Source organism: Pseudomonas sp. UMAB-40, assembly GCF_900095275.1.
Taxonomy (GTDB): domain Bacteria; phylum Pseudomonadota; class Gammaproteobacteria; order Pseudomonadales; family Pseudomonadaceae; genus Aquipseudomonas; species Aquipseudomonas mandelii_B.
Window position 1 is genome coordinate 293,314 of sequence record NZ_LT607555.1, and the last position, 15,791, is coordinate 309,104.

Here is a 15,791-nt window from a genome sequence, read left to right on the forward strand (position 1 = left end):
TCAAGGGTTGAGGCGCTGCAACCAGGCGCTCAAGTCCTGCATTTCGGTGGCACTGATGCTGTGACCGACGCCGGGGTAGGCATGAAACTCAGGCTTGAGTGACAGGCTCTGCAACAGGCTGTTGGCCTCGGTGCCGTCGATGTACGGCAAGCGTTTGTCTGTCGTGCCATGACCGATGAAGATCGCCAGCTTCTGGCGTTTTTCATCCGGTTTGAGTTCGGATTTCAGCACCGGCAGAATCCGCCCGCTCAACGCCGCAATCCCGCCGACGGCTTCGGGATGACGCAGCGCCACCTCGTAGGACATGATCGCGCCCTGGCTGAAACCCACCAGGAACACCTTGTCGGGTTCGGTGTGATATTTTTTCGCTGCCTGTGCGATGAAGTCCAGCAACACCTGGCCGCTGGCCTTCAGATCATCGGTCTCACCGTTGTAGGCAGCGTTGCCCTTCTCGCGAAACCACTTGTAACTGCCCTCCTCCATCACCATCGGTGCCCGCACTGACAGGAAGGTGTATTGCGCCGGCAATTCATCCTTGATATCGAAAAGGTCCTGCTCGTTACTGCCGTAACCGTGGAGAAAAATCACCAGGGGCTGGTGGCGGGATTCGGGGTTGGCCTGCTCAAGATATTTGAGCGGCAGATCAGTGTGCAGCGGGGTTTCAGCGTGGACAGTGGCGCTGGCCAGCAGCGTCAGCAGAGCGAGAAACTTCAACATAAGCCTTCCTTCACAGAGCGCAGGATTCGGGGGAGAGCCTAACACTGTGAAGCTTGCCGGGGACATTCGGTGCTGCTGATGCAGCCATCGCAGGCAAGCCCGCTCCCACAGGTTTTGTGAACACCGCAAATACTGTGGGAGCGGGCTTGCCCGCGATGAGACCCGAAAGAACAGCGACATTCCTCAGTCGTTAACCAGTTTCCCAACCCGAATCACCTCACGCCCCGCCACTTTCGCCTGCCACGTGCCCGGCTGCGTATACCGCCCGCGATCAATCGCAAACAACACGCCGCTGGTCCCGGCGCGCACGGTGGTCACGCGGTCGTTCAGTGGATCAACCACCTCAAACAACGCATCGCCCTTCTCCACCCACTCCCCCGAATCACGCAGAAAACTCACCACTCCGTGATGCGGCGCGAACAGGTACTCGGTGCCCTCGAACGGCATGCCTTCACAGCACTCGTTCGGTGCCGCAGGCCAGGTACCGGTGATGAAACCTTGCTCGGCGAGGAACCCGAGAATCGCCTCGCAATTGGCCTGGGCCTGATCGACTCGCGTATCGCCCATGCTGCCCAATTCCAGCGTCGTCGCCAGGTTGGCCGGCGGAATCGCCGCCTCGGGGAAGGCCCGCGCCAGGCGCAACCACGGCGACGAACAGGACTCGTCAAATGAACTGCCGCCGGTGTCTTCACAGAGCAACGCCACCCCGGCCTTCAAACGCGCGGCCAGGGATTGCCACTGCGGCCAGTGTTGCGGCAAGGCATACAGATGAATCGCCGCATCGAAATCGCAATGCAGGTCCAGCGTGATGTCGGCCTCGCACGCGTGGCGCAGCAGCAGGCGGTGCATGGCTTCCAGTTGCGAGGCCGGTGCCGGCAAGTTGTCGAGGACTTGACCCATGGTTTGGCGAATTAACGCAATATTAGCTGCCGCGTCGCTGCCCAATCGATCACCAATCAACGCGGCCACCGGGGCGCTGAGTTCAACGAAGGCGCGGTTGAAGTTCTTGCCGCTGCCCAGCTCGAAGCGGCCCATGTGGCTGCCTTGCAGGTGCTGGTCAAGACCGATCGGATTGGCCACCGGCACCAGCTCGATCACGCCCTGCAACTGGCCCTGGGTTTCGAGTTCGGCCAAGCGTTTCTTCAGCTCCCAGGCCGTGCGCATGCCGGGTAACTCGTCAGCGTGCAGACTGGCCTGGATATAAACCTTGCGAGGGCCCGCGCCGTAACGAAACACGCTGAGGGTGCGTTCGGTGCCCAGGTGGCTCCAGGGCAGAAGATGGTCGATGCGTTGCATGGGAACTCCCAATGTTCAAACGATGAGATCAAATGTGGGAGCGAGCTTGCTCGCGATGACGATGTCCTGGTCGAAAACTCTTCACCTGACACACTGCTATCGCGAGCAAGCTCGATCCCACAGGTTATTCGTCTCAATAAAAATGCGCATAAAAAAAGTGGCAACCGCGTCAACGGTTGCCACTTTTTTGCACGGCGTGATTACTGGCCGTAAACGTCAAAGTCGAAGTACTTGTCTTGCACTTGCTTGTACTTGCCGTTGGCGCGGATTTCGGTGATGGCGGTGTTGAATTTGTCGGCCAGCGCAGTATCGCCCTTGCGCACAGCAATACCGGCGCCGCCGCCGAAGTACTTGGCGTCTTCGTAGGTCGGGCCGACGAAAGCGAAGCCTTTACCGGCGTCGGTTTTCAGGAAACCGTCGTCCAGGTTGACCGAGTCGGCCAGCAGCGCGTCTACGCGACCGGACACCATGTCCAGGTTGGCTTCCTGCTGGGAGCCGTAGCGAACCAGGTTGATACCGGCCGGCACCAGCACTTCGGTGGCGAAGCGGTCGTGGGTACTGGCACGCAGCACACCGACTTTCTTGCCCTTGAGTTCGGTCAGCGGGTCCTTGATGTCGGTACCTGCCTTCATCACGAAACGGGCCGGGGTGTGGTAGTACTTGATGGTGAAATCGACGTTCTTCTTGCGATCGTCAGTGATGGTCATGGACGACAGGATCGCGTCGATTTTCTTCACTTTCAGTGCCGGGATCAGGCCATCGAATTCTTGCTCGACCCAGGTGCACTTCACTTTCATCTGCTCGCACAGCGCGTCGCCGATATCGACGTCGAAACCGGTGAGTTTGCCGTCAGGGGTTTTCATCGAGAATGGCGGGTAACCGGCTTCGATACCGATGCGGATCGGCTTGGCGTCATCGGCCACGGCGGTCAGGGACAACATCGACAGTGCCAGGGCACCAAACATCACTAGCTTCTTCATTTATAACTCCTGTGTGCGGAGGCTTTTATTGGCAGCTTTCGAATGACTTTCGGTCGGTGACGATCGAAGTGGCCGGCAGTCTAGAGCGGCTTCAAACGGGCAAATTGTGTTTAAGCGACAAATACTTATAGAAAAGTGGCCGAACAATTCAAAGCCCTTGAAGCGTGCGCCAAGGCGGTGCAAGGACTGTAGGACAAGCCCTTTTTTCAGACAAAACCTACGCGCAAAAACTACAGAGAGTACCGATGCCCACATTGAATCTGATCCAGCACCACCCCGCCGAAGGTCCTGGCGCCATTGCCGATTGGGCCAGGTCCCGAGGCTTGACGCTGGACGTCTTTCGCGCCGACCTCGGCCACTTGCCGCCGGTGAGCGCGGCGCCCGTGATGGTGTTGGGCGGGCCTTATGAATCCAACGCCGGGCCGGCGTGGCTGGAAGCAGAACGGCAGTGGCTGGCGGCAAGTCTGGCTCAGGGCGCGGCGGTGTTTGCGATTTGTCTGGGGGCGCAGTTGCTGGCGCTGAGTCTGGGTGGGAACGTGCGGCGGATGGATCGAACCGAAACCGGCTGGACCACCGTGACGTTCGTCGATGGCCGGACGCTGAAAGTGCTGGAGTGGCACGAAGACGCAATCGACTTGCCGCCTGATGCGCAGGTGCTGGCCAGCAGTGATCAATGTGAACAGCAGATGTACCGCGTGGGGCCGACGCGGGTGGGCTTGCAGTTTCATCCGGAGTGGAATGCGGAGTCGGTGGCGTTGCTCAATGCGCACTTTGGAAAGGCGTCGCCATTGCCCCGGGGGGAACAGGACAGCGCCGCCCATGCAGCCGTGTTCGAGTGGTTGCAGGCGACGCTGGATGAGTGGTGGGCAGCATGCTCAAGCAGTCGCTGAACTTAAGGATTGATGGGCTTCTGTGGCGATGGGGCTCTGTGGCGAGAGGGCTTGCTCCCGCTGGAGTGCGAAGCGCTCCCAAAATCTTCGACAATTGCCAAGATTGGGGGGCTGCTGCGCAACCCAGCGGGAGCAAGCTCCCTCGCCACGATGGTTCAGCGGTGTCTGAATATCAGCATTCGCAGCCGATGGCGGTGGTGGCAGGCCGCTGCACCGCAACACTCAGTTCCAACCCCTCATCCAGCCACCCGGTCACGCCGCCGATCATCTCCTTGACCGGGTAACCCAGCGCCGCCAGTTTCACCGCCGCCTTGTGTACACCGTTACAGTGCGGCCCGGCGCAATAGACCACAAACAGCGTGGAAGTCGGGTAACCCGCCAGGCCCTCGGCGGTGAGCAGGCGTCCCGGAATGTTGATCGCGCCCGGCACATGCCCGCGCTCGAACGCCAACGGTCCGCGCACGTCCACCAAGACAAAATCCACATCACCGGCCTGTTGGCTGCCGTACACGTCGGAACAGTCGGTTTCATAGGTCAGTCGGTTGCTGAAGTGCATCAGGGCAATGGCCGAAGGGGCTGCGGGAATGGCGCGGACCAGGCTGGTCATGGGCTGTACTCCAAGTCTTGAGTGGGTGTGAGAAGACTTTATCCGCCCGCCACTTGCGGCTACAGTGGCGCACAAGACACTCACCGGGAACTTTCCGCCAAATGCAACCGAACCCTGGATTGGTCGCGATTCTGGCCTACGACGGCCTCTGTACTTTCGAATTCGGCATCGCCGTGGAGATCTTCGGCCTGGCGCGGCCGGAGTTCGATTTCCCCTGGTATGAGCATCGTATCGTCGCCGTGGATCAGGGCCCGATGCGCGCCATGGGTGGCATTCAGGTACTGGCCGATGGCGGCATGGAATTGCTCGAAGAGGCCCGCACGATCATCATTCCCGGTTGGCGCGACCGCAACGCGCCGGTGCCGGAACACTTACTCGCCGCCCTGCGCCAGGCCCATGCGCGGGGTGCACGGTTGCTGTCGATCTGCTCCGGCGTGTTTGTGCTGGCGGCGACCGGTCTGCTGGACGGTCACGGTGCCACCACGCATTGGCGCTACGCCGCTGAGCTGGCCGAACGTTTCCCGAACATTCTGGTGGACCCGGATGTGCTTTATGTCGATTCCGGTCAACTGATCACCTCGGCCGGCAGTGCGGCGGGGATCGATGCCTGCCTGCACCTGGTGGCGCGGGATTTCGGCACGCAGGTGGCCAATTCGGTGGCGCGGCGCCTGGTGATGTCGCCGCAACGCACGGGCGGGCAGGCGCAGTTTATTCCTACGCCCGTCAGCCCGACGCCGCGCAGCGATTTGTCCCGTGTCATGCAGTGGGCGCGGGAACGCTTGCACGAACCGCTGGAGGTTCGCGAACTGGCCAGTGAGGCGGCCATGAGTGAACGCACGTTCCTGCGTCGGTTTACTGAAGCCACCGGCATGCCGCCCAAGGCGTGGTTACAGCATGAGCGGCTGGCGCGGGCGAGGGAGTTGCTGGAAAGCACCGGGCAAAACACCGACCAGATTGCCGCGCAGTGTGGGTATCGCACGGTGGAGAGCTTTCGGGTGGCGTTTCGTGGGGTGGTGGGCGTGCCGCCGTCGGTGTATCGGGAGCGGTTTGGGCGGGAGGTCAAAGCCATTATTTGAGGTGCGCTTGAGGGCCTCCTCCCGGGCACCGGTTTACCTCAAGGCTTGCGCAACAGGTAAGTATCCATAATCCACCCATTCGCCACCCGCGCCGCCTTGCGCACCCGCTCAATCTTCGGCGCCACGTCCTTGAGCTTGCCGCTGATCAGGATTTCATCCGGCGTCCCCAGATAGGCCCCCCAGTAAATCTCCGTCTCCTGATCCGCCACTTGATGGTAGGAATCCTCGGCATCGAGCATCACCACGAGGCTGTCGGCATCGCTCACCTGCCCCGCCGCCAGCCGTCGGCCGGTGGTGATTTCAATCGAGCGGCCAATGCGATTCAGCGCCACCTTGTGCTGCGCTGCCAGCGCTTGAACGCTGGTGATACCGGGGATCACCTCATACTCGAACGCAAAGCGGCCCGAGGCCAGGATCGCCTGCAAGATCCGCAGGGTGCTGTCGTACAACGCCGGATCGCCCCACACCAGAAAACCGCCGCACTCGCCGTCGGACAGTTCCTCATTGATCAGACGCTCGAAGGTCTGCTGCTTGGCGAGGTTCAGCGCTTCGACACTGGTCTTGTAGTCCACCTCCCCGCACTCGCGCTCCGGGCTGTGGGCTTCGACGAAGCGGTAGTCGTGATCGGTGATGTAGCGCTCGCAGATCTCACGGCGCAGGTCGATCAGTTTGTCTTTGCTCTGGCCCTTGTCCATCAGGAAAAACACGTCGACGAGGTTCAGCGCCTTCACGGCCTGCATCGTGATGTAGTCGGGGTTGCCGGCGCCGATGCCGATGACCAGCAGCTTTTTCATCAGATTTCTCCTTCAAGCAAACGCAGGCGCCAGCGGCCGGTGAACCGCAACTCGACGGCCGACAACGGTTCGACGTCGATCAGGTTGAATGCCTTGGCCTGCAACACCTGCGTCAGTGCCGCACGAATGACAAAGGGATGGGTGATGGCAAGGAAATGCCCCGGTGTTGCCTCAAGGGACTGGAGCCACTGCGCCACGCGCTCAGCGAGTTGCGCGACCGACTCACCACCATGGGGCGCCGAGTTCGGGTCATCGAGCCAGGTTTGCAGTGCCTCGGGGTCGGACTTTTGCAAGTCATTGATCCGCACCCCGCTCCACCGTCCGAAGTCGTAATCCCTCAGAGCCGAGACGATTTCAACGTCATTGCCAAACAACTCGGCCGTCTGCTGCGTGCGCAGCTCCGGCCCACAGAGCACCCGTGGTGCCCCATCGAACTGGCCGCTGCGCGAACCCTTCGCCAATTGGCCATAAAATTCCAACGGCTCGTTTGTAGGAAAACGCGACATTTTTTGTGCGACGGTTCGAGCGTGGCACATCAGGGTCAAACGGGTTGCCTGCACGGTTTATCACCCTGTCGATGAAATGGAAAAAGGCTCGATGCCGCCGATAATGACGCAATTGTGCCGCAAGACGCTTGATCCAGGGCGTTTCGTTTGCATCAGCACCGACAGGATGCGGGCTCATTCGAGCCTTGAATTTCGGCAATTGCTGACACCCTTGTGGGCGATGGACTACAACGCCAGTCGACTTCCGTGTAGCCCTCAGCGCACGGGCTTTTCGCCCCATTTTGGGTCCTGAAAAAACCACGAAAAATTCACTAGACATGTAGCATGCGCTACATAAATACTGTTTTAGCGATTTATGAAACAAAACCGACATACCCATCCAGCAGGAGCCCGGATGCCCTCTCTCAGAGACCTGATCACCGATCCCGGCCTGGACCTTACGCCGGCGGAACGCAAAGTCATCCGTGCCTTACTGGACCAGTACCCGCGTAACGGGCTGGGGCCGATGTCACGTTTGGCCGAACATGCCGGTGTCAGCGACCCCACCATTGTGCGGCTGGTGAAAAAACTGGGTTTCAGCGGTTACGCTGATTTCCAGGATGCCTTGCTCAGCGACATGGACCACCGCCTCCGATCCCCCAGCGCCCTGTTGCAGCTTCGTTCTCATGTTCAGAAAGGCGACGCCTGGAGTCATTACCTGGCGAACACCCATCGGGCGCTGGTGGATACCCATGCGCTGACCCAACCCGAAGATGTGCGGATTCTGGTGGAGTGGCTGCTCGACACCCGCCATCAGGTTCACTGCTTTGGCGGGCGCTTCAGCAGTTTCCTCGCCAACTATTTGCTCAACCATTTGCGCCTGCTGCGCCCGGGCTGTTTCGCCCTGGAAGACAACGCGCAACTGCCGGACCGGCTGTTCGACGTGCAGCGCCAGGACGTGGTGCTGGTGTTCGACTATCGCCGCTACCAGTCACAGGCCCTGCGCGTGGCCAATGCAGCAAAAAGCCGATACGCCCGCGTGGTGTTGTTCACGGACATCTATGCTTCACCGCTGCGGGAAATGGCCGATCTGATTATCAGTGCGCCGGTGGAATCGGTGTCGGCCTTCGACACCATGGTCCCGGCGCTGGCCCAGGTCGAGGCGCTGATTGCCTGCCTGACCCTGCGCAGCCCGGAACTGGCCGATCGCCTGGAAGGCATCGATGCCCTGCGGACCGACTTCGACACCCACCTGCTGGAGGATAAATAAGGATGTTCACGCTCCCCCACCACTCGCCCCGGGACTTGCCGTTCACTGCCGATCACACCGCGTTGTTGCTGGTGGACATGCAGCGTGCCTGGCTCGAACCACAGTTCGACCCGCACCTCAACGGACCGGACGGCGAGTACTTCCTGACCCGCACCCACATGCAGGTGGTGCCCAATCAACGCCGATTGCTCAGTGCCTTTCGCAGCGCGCGGCAAAACGTGCTGCACACGATCATCGAAAGCCTGACCGCCGATGGCCGCGACCGCTCGCTGGACCACAAGCTCTCGGACATGCACTTGCCCAAGGGCAGCCCCCCGGCGCGGATCATCGACGACCTGACGCCGACAGAAAACGAAATCGTCCTGCCCAAGACCTCTTCCGGGGTCTTCAACTCCACCAACATTGATTACGTGCTGCGCAACCTTGAAACGCGGCACCTGATCATCGCCGGCATCGTCACCGACCAGTGCGTGGACATGGCCGTGCGTGATGCCGCCGACCGTGGCTACCTGGTGACGCTGGTGGAGGATGCCTGTGCGACCTACACGCCCCAGCGTCATCAAGCCTGCCTGAACGCAATCAAGGGTTACTGCTGGATCACCGACACCCAGACCGTGCTCGGCCGGTTGCAGGAGATGCAAGCATGAGCGAACGCCTGTCGCCGCTGCCCATGACGACCATCGTCACCACCGACCTGATCGGCGTGACCCGTGGTCGCTCGTTCCCGACGGACGAACTTGAACACTACCTGACGACAGGCTGCGGCTGGGTGCCGGCCAACAGCGCCCTGACCCCGCAAGACATCATCGCCTCCACCAACCCGTGGGGCGCGTATGGCGATCTGCGGCTGATTCCCGACCTGAGCAGCCGGGTGACGGTCAACAATGGCCCGGATGCCGCGGCCCCGGCGCTGGACTTCATCCACGGCGACATTCGTGAAACCGATGGCCGCCCGTGGGGCGCCTGCCCACGCACGTTATTGCGCAATGAAGTGGAGCGGTATCGCGCCGAGTTGGGCTTGCAGGTCAACGCCGCGTTCGAACATGAATTCAACTTGAGCAGCGGCAAGGCCGATCAGCTGGCGTTCTCCCTCGAAGCCCAGCGTCAGGGCGCCGAGTTCGGTGGCTGGCTGCTGAGCGCCCTGCGCGCCGGTGGCGTCGAACCGGAAATGTTCCTGCCCGAATACGGCAAGCATCAATACGAAATCACCTGCCGCCCCGCCCTCGGTGCGGCCGCAGCGGACCGTGCGGTGAACGTGCGTGAGATCACCCGCGAGATCGCCCGGCAGATGGGCCTGGACGTGAGCTTTGCGCCAAAGACGTCCGAGCATGCCGTGTGCAACGGCGTCCATCTGCATGTCAGTCTGCTGGATCTGGACGGCCAACCGCTGATGTACGACGCCGGCACGATCAATGGCCTGTCGACCCTCGGCCAGCATTGGGCCGCCGGCATCCTGCATTACTTGCCGGCGCTGTGCGCATTTACCGCACCGACACCGGTGTCCTACGAGCGCTTGCAGCCGCATCACTGGAGCGCCTCCTACGCCTGCCTCGGCCAGCGCAACCGCGAAGCAGCGCTGCGGATCTGCCCGACCGTGAGCCTGGGCGGTAAATCAGTGGCGGCGCAATACAACCTGGAATTTCGCGCCATGGACGCCACGGCGTCGCCGCACCTGGCCATGGCCGCGCTGCTGATCGCCGGTCGCCTGGGCATCGAGCAACGCCTGGCCTTGAACGCGATCACCGATGAAATCCCCGATTCCCTGAACGAAGAACAACGCCAGGCCCGCGGCATCGTCGCCCTGCCCGCGTCCCTTGCCCAGGCGCTCGAGTACCTGCGCAACAGCGAGGCGCTGATCGAAGCCCTGCCGAGCGCGTTGATGGACACCTGGTTCGCCCTTAAAACCGAGGAACTGACGCTGACGGAACAGCTGTCGCCCGCCGAACGCTGTGAGCACTATGCACGCCTGTACTGAATCCGCTGAACTCGGTCTTTTTACCGAGCCCGCGTACACCCTGAGCCGCGAAGACTCAGCGCACCCGTTGATTCTGGTGTGTGAACACGCCAGCCGTTTTATTCCACCCGGTTTGAATGACCTGGGCCTGAGTCACGACGCGGCCCGTGAACATATCGCCTGGGACATTGGCGCGCTGGAACTGGCCGAAGGTTTGTCCCAGACACTGGGGGCGACGTTGCTGGCGGCCAATTACTCAAGGCTCTTGATTGACCTCAATCGCCCGCGCCATGCCCCGGACAGCATCCCGTCGCAGAGCGAGATTTATCCGATACCGGGCAATCGGGATCTGGACGAGGCCACGCGTGATTACCGCCGCGAATCCCTGTTCAATCCGTTTCATGCCCGGCTGCAAACCTTGATCGACCAGCGTGTCGCACAAGGGCGGCCGGTCCGGGTGGTCGGCATTCACAGCTTCACCCCGGTTTACCACGGCCAACCGCGCGCGCTGGAAGTCGGCGTGCTGTTTGGCGAAGCCAAGGGCTACGCCCAACGATTGATTGACGGGTTAAGCCAGCACCCCTTGAAGGTCGCCGGTAATGAGCCGTACAAAATCAACCCGCTGGGCGACATGACCGTGCCGGTGCACGGCGATGCACGAGGACTGGAATCGGTGTTGATCGAGGTGCGCAACGATCTGCTGCGCACCCCTGAAAACGTCAGTCGTTGGGCAGGTTATCTGGCTCCGCTGTTGTAAAAAGTCGCGTCAAACCCGCAGCGTGCAGCTGCTTTCATCCCAAGGAGTAGGGCTTCATGGAAATAGAAGAATTCGGCTACAAGCAAGAGTTGAAACGTAGCCTGTCGCTGACCGACCTGGTGGTGTACGGGATGATCTTCATGATCCCCATCGCCCCGTTCGGTGTGTACGGTTACGTCAACGCCGAAGCGCCCGGGATGGTGCCGCTGGCCTACATCATCGGCATGGTGGCGATGCTGTTCACCGCCCTAAGTTACGGCAGCATGGCGCGGGCCTTTCCGATTGCCGGCTCGGTGTATTCCTACGCGCAACGCAGCCTCAACCCGCACGTCGGGTTTATCGCCGGCTGGCTGATGCTGCTCGATTACCTGCTGATTCCGCCGCTGCTCTACGTGTACGCGGCCATGGCGCTGAATCACCTTTACCCGGACATTCCCAAGGTCGGTTTCATCCTGGCGTTTCTGGTCAGCGCGACCTTCGTCAACCTGCGGGGCATCACCTTCACTGCTCGCATGAACATTGTGTTTCTGCTGGCGCAACTGGTGGTGCTGGGGATTTTTCTGTTCTACGCCTGGAATGCGCTGCACAGCGGTGGCGGTAATGGTCAGCTGACCCTGGCGCCGCTGTATAACCCGGACACCTTCAATTTCGCCCTGCTGATGCAAGCCGTGTCGATTGCAGTGCTGTCCTTCCTCGGTTTCGATGCGATCTCCACCCTCGCCGAAGAAATCAAGGGCGACCCGGGCCGCAGCGTCGGCAAAGCAGCGTTGATTACGCTGCTGGTGATGGGCGTGATCTTCGTTGTGCAAACCTGGATTGCCACTGATTTGGCGGCCGGCATGGGCTTCACCTCCGCCGACACCGCGTTCTATGAAATCGCCGAAATCGCTGCCGGCAGTTGGCTGGCAACCCTGACCGGCGTGGCCACGGCCCTGGCCTGGGGCGTAGCGGTTGCCATCACGTCGCAAGCGGCGGTGTCGCGCCTGCTGTTCGGCATGGCCCGGGACGGCAAACTGCCGAAAGTGCTGGCCAAGGTTCACCCGAAACACAACACCCCGTACCTGAGCATCTACCTGGTGGCCGTGCTGTCGCTGGTGATCTGCTACCTGTTCATCAACTCGGTGGACACCCTCACCTCGCTGGTGAACTTCGGCGCGTTGAGCGGTTTTATGTTGCTGCACCTAACGGTGATCAATTACTACTGGCGTCGGCAGAAGTCCGGCCAGGTGATCCGCCACCTGATCTGCCCGGTGGTTGGCTTCATCATCGTCGCGGCCATCATGTACAACATGGGTGTCGATGCACAAAAACTCGGTCTGATCTGGATTGCCTTGGGCCTGGTGTATCTGTTTTTCCTCAACAAGCTGGGCACTAGCACAGCGTTGCCCGACCCGAGCAACGGCTGACAAGAAAAAGAGCGGCGTCTGACAAGAAATCAGGCGACCGCCGATTTAATGCGTGGAAACCGACAGTGATAGTCAGGTTCGGCACACATCGCCGAACCCTTTGATACAGGAGTACATCCATGCTGGTCTTACGCCCAGTCGAGTTAACCGACCTGCCCCAGTTACAGCAACTGGCGCGCGACAGCCTGGTCGGTGTCACGTCCTTGCCGGACGACACTGAACGCTTGCGCCTGAGGATTCTCGACTCCTGCGCCTCGTTCGACCAAGACGTGGAGGTTCATGGCCCGGAGAACTATTTCTTCGTGCTGGAGGATCTCGCGGCCCGGCGCCTGGTGGGGTGCTCGGAAATCCTTGCCACCGCCGGCTTCAACGAACCGTTCTACAGTTTGCGCAACCGCCACTTCACCAGCGCCTCCCGGGAGCTGAACATCGAGCACGGCGTACCGGCGTTGTCGTTGTGTCAGGACCTCAGCGGCCACACCTTGCTGCGGGGCTTTCACATCGACACGGCGCTGGTGCGCACAGCGTTTTCGGAGTTGCTGTCCCGGGCGCGCCTGCTATTCATCGCCGCCCATTCGCAGCGTTTTGCGCAAGCGGTGATCACCGAGATCGTCGGTTTCAGCAGCGATGAAGGGCAATCACCGTTCTGGGATGCGCTGGGCAAGCATTTCTTCGACCTGCCCTACGCCGAGGCCGAGCGGCTCTGCGGTCTGGAAAGCAGGACCTTCCTCGCCGAACTGATGCCGCACTACCCGATCTATGTGCCGATGCTGCCCCAGGCGGCACAGGATTGCATCGGCCGGATCCACCCCGATGGCCAGGAGGCCTTCGATATTCTTGAGCGTGAGGGATTTGAAACCAACAGCTACATCGACCTGTTCGACGGTGGGCCGACGCTGTACGCGCGCACCTCGAACATTCTCTCCATCGCCCAAAGCCAGACCGGCACGGCGCAACGGGCTTCGCTGATCGATGCGCGCGGCCGTTACCTGGTGAGCAACGATTCGCTGAAGGACTATCGCGCAATCGTCGCCGAGCTGAATGTCCAGGCCGGCCAACCGGTGGGGTTGAGCGCCGAGATGTGCGCCGCCCTGAACGTCACCGATGGCAGCGCGATCCGGCTGATTGCCCTGTGAGCATCACCCGGCCTCGTGCCCAACGACAGCGCCCGAACTGGCGCGAAGAAGGAGCTGCATCATGATTGTCCGCCCGGTTCGCATTACCGACCTGCCCGCCTTGATGGACCTGGTGCAACAGGCCGGCCCCGGGTTTACCACCCTGCCGGCCAACGAAGAACGCCTGGTGCACCGGGTACGCTGGGCCCAACGGACCTTCGCCGACCAGGTCGAGCGGGCGGATGCCGATTACCTGTTCGTGCTCGAAGATGACGATCAGCAAGTGGTCGGCATCAGTGCGTTGGCCGGTGCCGTTGGCCTGCGTGAACCCTGGTACAACTATCGGGTCGGGCTGACGGTCAGTTCGTCGCCGGACCTGGGTATTCAGCGGCAGATTCCGACGCTGTTTCTGAATAATGAAATGACCGGCCAATCGGAAATCTGCTCGCTCTTTCTGCGCCCCGATCAACGCCACGGCAGCAACGGTCGGTTGCTGTCCCTGGGACGCCTGCTGTTCGTGGCCGAGTTCCCGCACCTGTTCGGCGACAAGCTGATCGCCGAATTGCGCGGCAGCGCCGACGAACATGGTTGTTCGCCATTCTGGGACAGCCTGGGCCGGCACTTCTTCAAGATGGATTTCAGCCACGCCGATCACCTGTCGGGGCTGGGCAGCAAACCGTTCATCGCCGAATTGATGCCACGCCAGCCGCTCTACACCTGCCTGCTCACCGAACAGGCCCAGGCGGTCATCGGCAAGGCACACCCGAACACCGAACCGGCGCTGAAGATCCTCAGCGCCGAAGGATTTGTGCATCAGGGTTACATCGACATCTTCGACGCTGGCCCGGTGATCGAAGCCCCGGTCTCGAAAATCCGCACCGTGCGCGACAGCCAACCGCTGGTTTTGGCCATCGGCACGCCTGACGAGCAGGCCCCGGTGTGGCTGATCCACAACCGCCGCCTGGAAAACTGCCGCATCACCACCGCCCAAGCCCGGTTGGTGGGCAACAGTTTGATCGTCGACCGACTCACGGCCAAACGCCTGCAACTGCAACCGGGGAACTCGGTGCGGGCGGTGCCGCTGCCTGATCAACAGCGGCAGGCAGTTGCGGCGTAATCGATCGTGTTCCAGCCGCTGCGTAAATTCGTCATCATCTTCCCCTCGCGCGCGTGATAGCCTTTTGTTCCTTCGGCGTTGACACCTTTGCTCAAGCCTTTCCATTCCTTTGTATTGGTGGAACTCATATGTCCAGGCTTTCTCATCAAGATTTGCGCCGTAACTTCCGCGAGCTGTTTGCTTCCAATGCCTGCTATCACACGGCGTCGGTCTTCGACCCGATGTCGGCCCGCATCGCCGCGGACCTGGGGTTTGAAGTGGGCATCCTCGGTGGCTCGGTCGCCTCGTTGCAGGTGCTGGGCGCCCCCGACTTCGCCTTGATCACCCTCAGCGAATTCGCCGAGCAGGCCACGCGCATCGGCCGTGTCGCCCAATTGCCGGTCATCGCCGACGCCGACCACGGCTACGGCAACGCGCTCAATGTGATGCGCACCATCGTTGAACTGGAACGCGCCGGCATCGCCGCCCTGACCATCGAAGACACCCTGCTGCCGGCGCAATTTGGCCGCAAATCCACCGACCTGATCGGCGTGGCGGAAGGCGTCGGCAAGATCCGCGCGGCCCTGGAAGCCCGGGTCGACTCGGAAATGGCGATCATTGCGCGTACCAACGCCGGGATCCTGCCGGTTCAGGAAGTCATCAGCCGCACCTGTCATTACCAGCAGGCCGGTGCAGACGGGATCTGCATGGTCGGCGTGCGGGACTTCGATCACCTCGAACAGATTGCCGAACACTTGACCGTGCCTCTGATGCTGGTGACCTACGGCAACCCGGCGCTGCGCGACGACAAACGCCTGGCTGAACTGGGCGTGCGGGTGACCATTGATGGTCACGGCGCGTACTTCGCAGCGATCAAGGCGACTTACGACAGCTTGCGCGAACAGCGGCAGATCTTTACCCAGGCGTCGGATTTGAGCGCTACCGAGCTGACTCATACGTATACGCAGCCTGAGGAATACATCCGTTGGGCGGAAGAGTTTATGAGTGTGAAGGAATAACCCGTTCAGCGCGTCTGACGGTGTGAACCGAGCCGACGCCATCGCGAGCAAGCTCGCTCCCACAGGGGATTTTTAGTGGACGCATGATTTGCGTACACCTGCAATCCAATGTGGGAGCGAGCTTGCTCGCGATGGCGTCAGTTCAGGCACCGCTATATCGCTTACAACAGTGTCAGTCAGCGCTTCGCCAACTCCATAATCATCCGCGACAGCAGGTATATCCGCGGCGCCACGCTTTCTACTTCTGCGTACTCTTCAGGCGTATGAATATTGCCACCAACAATCCCGAACCCATCCAGCGTCGGCGTGCCCACCCCGGCCGAGAGACT

General features: G+C 61.1%; 16 protein-coding genes and 1 pseudogene. 10 read left to right on the top strand and 7 right to left on the bottom strand.

Translation table 11 applies throughout. The features are described from left to right. The 3 genes from K0F88_RS09660 to K0F88_RS09670 form a co-directional block, all read right to left on the bottom strand. Entirely contained in the window at positions 1-717 is a 717-nt protein-coding gene (locus K0F88_RS09660; protein ID WP_094471784.1) for an alpha/beta hydrolase, read from the bottom strand. Positions 718-900: 183 nt separating this feature from the next. Continuing rightward, complete coding sequence (locus K0F88_RS09665; RefSeq protein WP_219094913.1) at positions 901-2,013, bottom strand: succinylglutamate desuccinylase/aspartoacylase family protein; 1,113 nt, start codon at positions 2,011-2,013, stop codon at positions 901-903. Between the two features lie 200 nt (positions 2,014-2,213). Further along, positions 2,214-2,993, bottom strand: a complete 780-nt coding sequence (locus K0F88_RS09670; RefSeq protein ID WP_077749081.1) for an ABC transporter substrate-binding protein — start codon at positions 2,991-2,993, stop codon at positions 2,214-2,216. Positions 2,994-3,238: 245 nt separating this feature from the next. Here K0F88_RS09670 and K0F88_RS09675 point away from each other — a divergent pair, with 245 nt between their 5' ends. After that, positions 3,239-3,883 (top strand): type 1 glutamine amidotransferase, encoded by a 645-nt coding sequence (locus K0F88_RS09675; RefSeq protein ID WP_094471782.1) that lies wholly within the window; start codon positions 3,239-3,241, stop codon positions 3,881-3,883. Between the two features lie 172 nt (positions 3,884-4,055). Here the strand turns inward: K0F88_RS09675 and K0F88_RS09680 are convergent, their stop codons facing one another. Then, complete coding sequence (locus K0F88_RS09680) at positions 4,056-4,490, bottom strand: rhodanese-like domain-containing protein (RefSeq protein WP_094471780.1); 435 nt, start codon at positions 4,488-4,490, stop codon at positions 4,056-4,058. A gap of 101 nt (positions 4,491-4,591) precedes the next feature. On the opposite strand from K0F88_RS09680, the gene ftrA reads away from it, so the two are divergent. Next, positions 4,592-5,566, top strand: a complete 975-nt coding sequence (ftrA, locus tag K0F88_RS09685; RefSeq protein ID WP_094471779.1) for a transcriptional regulator FtrA — start codon at positions 4,592-4,594, stop codon at positions 5,564-5,566. 38 nt (positions 5,567-5,604) lie between these two features. Here ftrA and cobF read toward each other — a convergent pair whose 3' ends face one another. Continuing rightward, positions 5,605-6,360: a precorrin-6A synthase (deacetylating) gene (gene cobF / locus K0F88_RS09690; RefSeq protein ID WP_219094914.1), complete on the bottom strand. Its 756-nt coding sequence runs from the start codon at positions 6,358-6,360 to the stop codon at positions 5,605-5,607. Beyond that, a complete protein-coding gene (locus K0F88_RS09695) occupies positions 6,360-6,920 on the bottom strand; it encodes a histidine phosphatase family protein (protein ID WP_094471777.1) in 561 nt (186 codons plus the stop codon). Before K0F88_RS09695 ends, cobF begins: the two co-directional genes overlap by 1 nt. 340 nt (positions 6,921-7,260) lie before the next feature. Here K0F88_RS09695 and K0F88_RS09700 point away from each other — a divergent pair, with 340 nt between their 5' ends. The 8 genes from K0F88_RS09700 to K0F88_RS09735 all read left to right on the top strand — a co-directional run bounded on the left by K0F88_RS09700 (position 7,261) and on the right by K0F88_RS09735 (position 15,462). After that, positions 7,261-8,115 carry a MurR/RpiR family transcriptional regulator gene (locus K0F88_RS09700; RefSeq protein WP_094471776.1) on the top strand — a complete coding sequence of 285 codons (855 nt, stop codon included), beginning with the start codon at positions 7,261-7,263 and terminating at the stop codon, positions 8,113-8,115. A gap of 2 nt (positions 8,116-8,117) precedes the next feature. Further along, complete coding sequence (locus K0F88_RS09705; RefSeq protein ID WP_094471775.1) at positions 8,118-8,762, top strand: isochorismatase family cysteine hydrolase; 645 nt, start codon at positions 8,118-8,120, stop codon at positions 8,760-8,762. Continuing rightward, the gene (locus K0F88_RS09710; protein WP_094471774.1) at positions 8,759-10,090 is read left to right on the top strand and encodes a glutamine synthetase family protein; all 1,332 of its coding nucleotides are present in this window, start codon (positions 8,759-8,761) and stop codon (positions 10,088-10,090) included. The genes K0F88_RS09705 and K0F88_RS09710 overlap by 4 nt, the downstream gene beginning before the upstream one ends. Then, positions 10,074-10,826, top strand: coding sequence for an N-formylglutamate amidohydrolase (locus K0F88_RS09715; protein WP_094471773.1), 753 nt, complete (start codon positions 10,074-10,076; stop codon positions 10,824-10,826). Before K0F88_RS09710 ends, K0F88_RS09715 begins: the two co-directional genes overlap by 17 nt. 56 nt (positions 10,827-10,882) lie before the next feature. Continuing rightward, positions 10,883-12,232: an APC family permease gene (locus K0F88_RS09720; protein WP_219094915.1), complete on the top strand. Its 1,350-nt coding sequence runs from the start codon at positions 10,883-10,885 to the stop codon at positions 12,230-12,232. A 119-nt stretch (positions 12,233-12,351) separates the two neighbouring features. After that, positions 12,352-13,368, top strand: a complete 1,017-nt coding sequence (locus tag K0F88_RS09725; protein ID WP_094471771.1) for an arginine N-succinyltransferase — start codon at positions 12,352-12,354, stop codon at positions 13,366-13,368. A gap of 61 nt (positions 13,369-13,429) precedes the next feature. Next, on the top strand, positions 13,430-14,464 hold the full coding sequence (astA, locus tag K0F88_RS09730; RefSeq protein ID WP_094471770.1) for an arginine N-succinyltransferase: 1,035 nt from the start codon (positions 13,430-13,432) through the stop codon (positions 14,462-14,464). Between the two features lie 128 nt (positions 14,465-14,592). Next, positions 14,593-15,462, top strand: coding sequence for an oxaloacetate decarboxylase (locus K0F88_RS09735; RefSeq protein ID WP_094471765.1), 870 nt, complete (start codon positions 14,593-14,595; stop codon positions 15,460-15,462). Between the two features lie 176 nt (positions 15,463-15,638). On the opposite strand, the pseudogene K0F88_RS32315 reads toward K0F88_RS09735, so the two are convergent. After that, positions 15,639-15,791: pseudogene (locus K0F88_RS32315) on the bottom strand (glutamate carboxypeptidase); the annotation flags it as partial.

Bases quoted from the DNA above. Each gene is read 5' to 3' on its own strand.
- K0F88_RS09720 (WP_219094915.1), top strand. From the start codon at position 10,883: ATGGAAATAGAAGAATTCGGCTACAAGCAAGAGTTGAAACGTAGCCTG.
- K0F88_RS09680 (WP_094471780.1), bottom strand. From the start codon at position 4,490: ATGACCAGCCTGGTCCGCGCCATTCCCGCAGCCCCTTCGGCCATTGCC.
- K0F88_RS09735 (WP_094471765.1), top strand. From the start codon at position 14,593: ATGTCCAGGCTTTCTCATCAAGATTTGCGCCGTAACTTCCGCGAGCTG.
- K0F88_RS09725 (WP_094471771.1), top strand. From the start codon at position 12,352: ATGCTGGTCTTACGCCCAGTCGAGTTAACCGACCTGCCCCAGTTACAG.
- K0F88_RS09670 (WP_077749081.1), bottom strand. From the start codon at position 2,993: ATGAAGAAGCTAGTGATGTTTGGTGCCCTGGCACTGTCGATGTTGTCC.
- K0F88_RS09675 (WP_094471782.1), top strand. From the start codon at position 3,239: ATGCCCACATTGAATCTGATCCAGCACCACCCCGCCGAAGGTCCTGGC.
- cobF (WP_219094914.1), bottom strand. From the start codon at position 6,360: ATGAAAAAGCTGCTGGTCATCGGCATCGGCGCCGGCAACCCCGACTAC.
- K0F88_RS09665 (WP_219094913.1), bottom strand. From the start codon at position 2,013: ATGCAACGCATCGACCATCTTCTGCCCTGGAGCCACCTGGGCACCGAA.
- K0F88_RS09715 (WP_094471773.1), top strand. From the start codon at position 10,074: ATGCACGCCTGTACTGAATCCGCTGAACTCGGTCTTTTTACCGAGCCC.
- K0F88_RS09700 (WP_094471776.1), top strand. From the start codon at position 7,261: ATGCCCTCTCTCAGAGACCTGATCACCGATCCCGGCCTGGACCTTACG.
- astA (WP_094471770.1), top strand. From the start codon at position 13,430: ATGATTGTCCGCCCGGTTCGCATTACCGACCTGCCCGCCTTGATGGAC.
- K0F88_RS09660 (WP_094471784.1), bottom strand. From the start codon at position 717: ATGTTGAAGTTTCTCGCTCTGCTGACGCTGCTGGCCAGCGCCACTGTC.
- K0F88_RS09705 (WP_094471775.1), top strand. From the start codon at position 8,118: ATGTTCACGCTCCCCCACCACTCGCCCCGGGACTTGCCGTTCACTGCC.
- ftrA (WP_094471779.1), top strand. From the start codon at position 4,592: ATGCAACCGAACCCTGGATTGGTCGCGATTCTGGCCTACGACGGCCTC.
- K0F88_RS09710 (WP_094471774.1), top strand. From the start codon at position 8,759: ATGAGCGAACGCCTGTCGCCGCTGCCCATGACGACCATCGTCACCACC.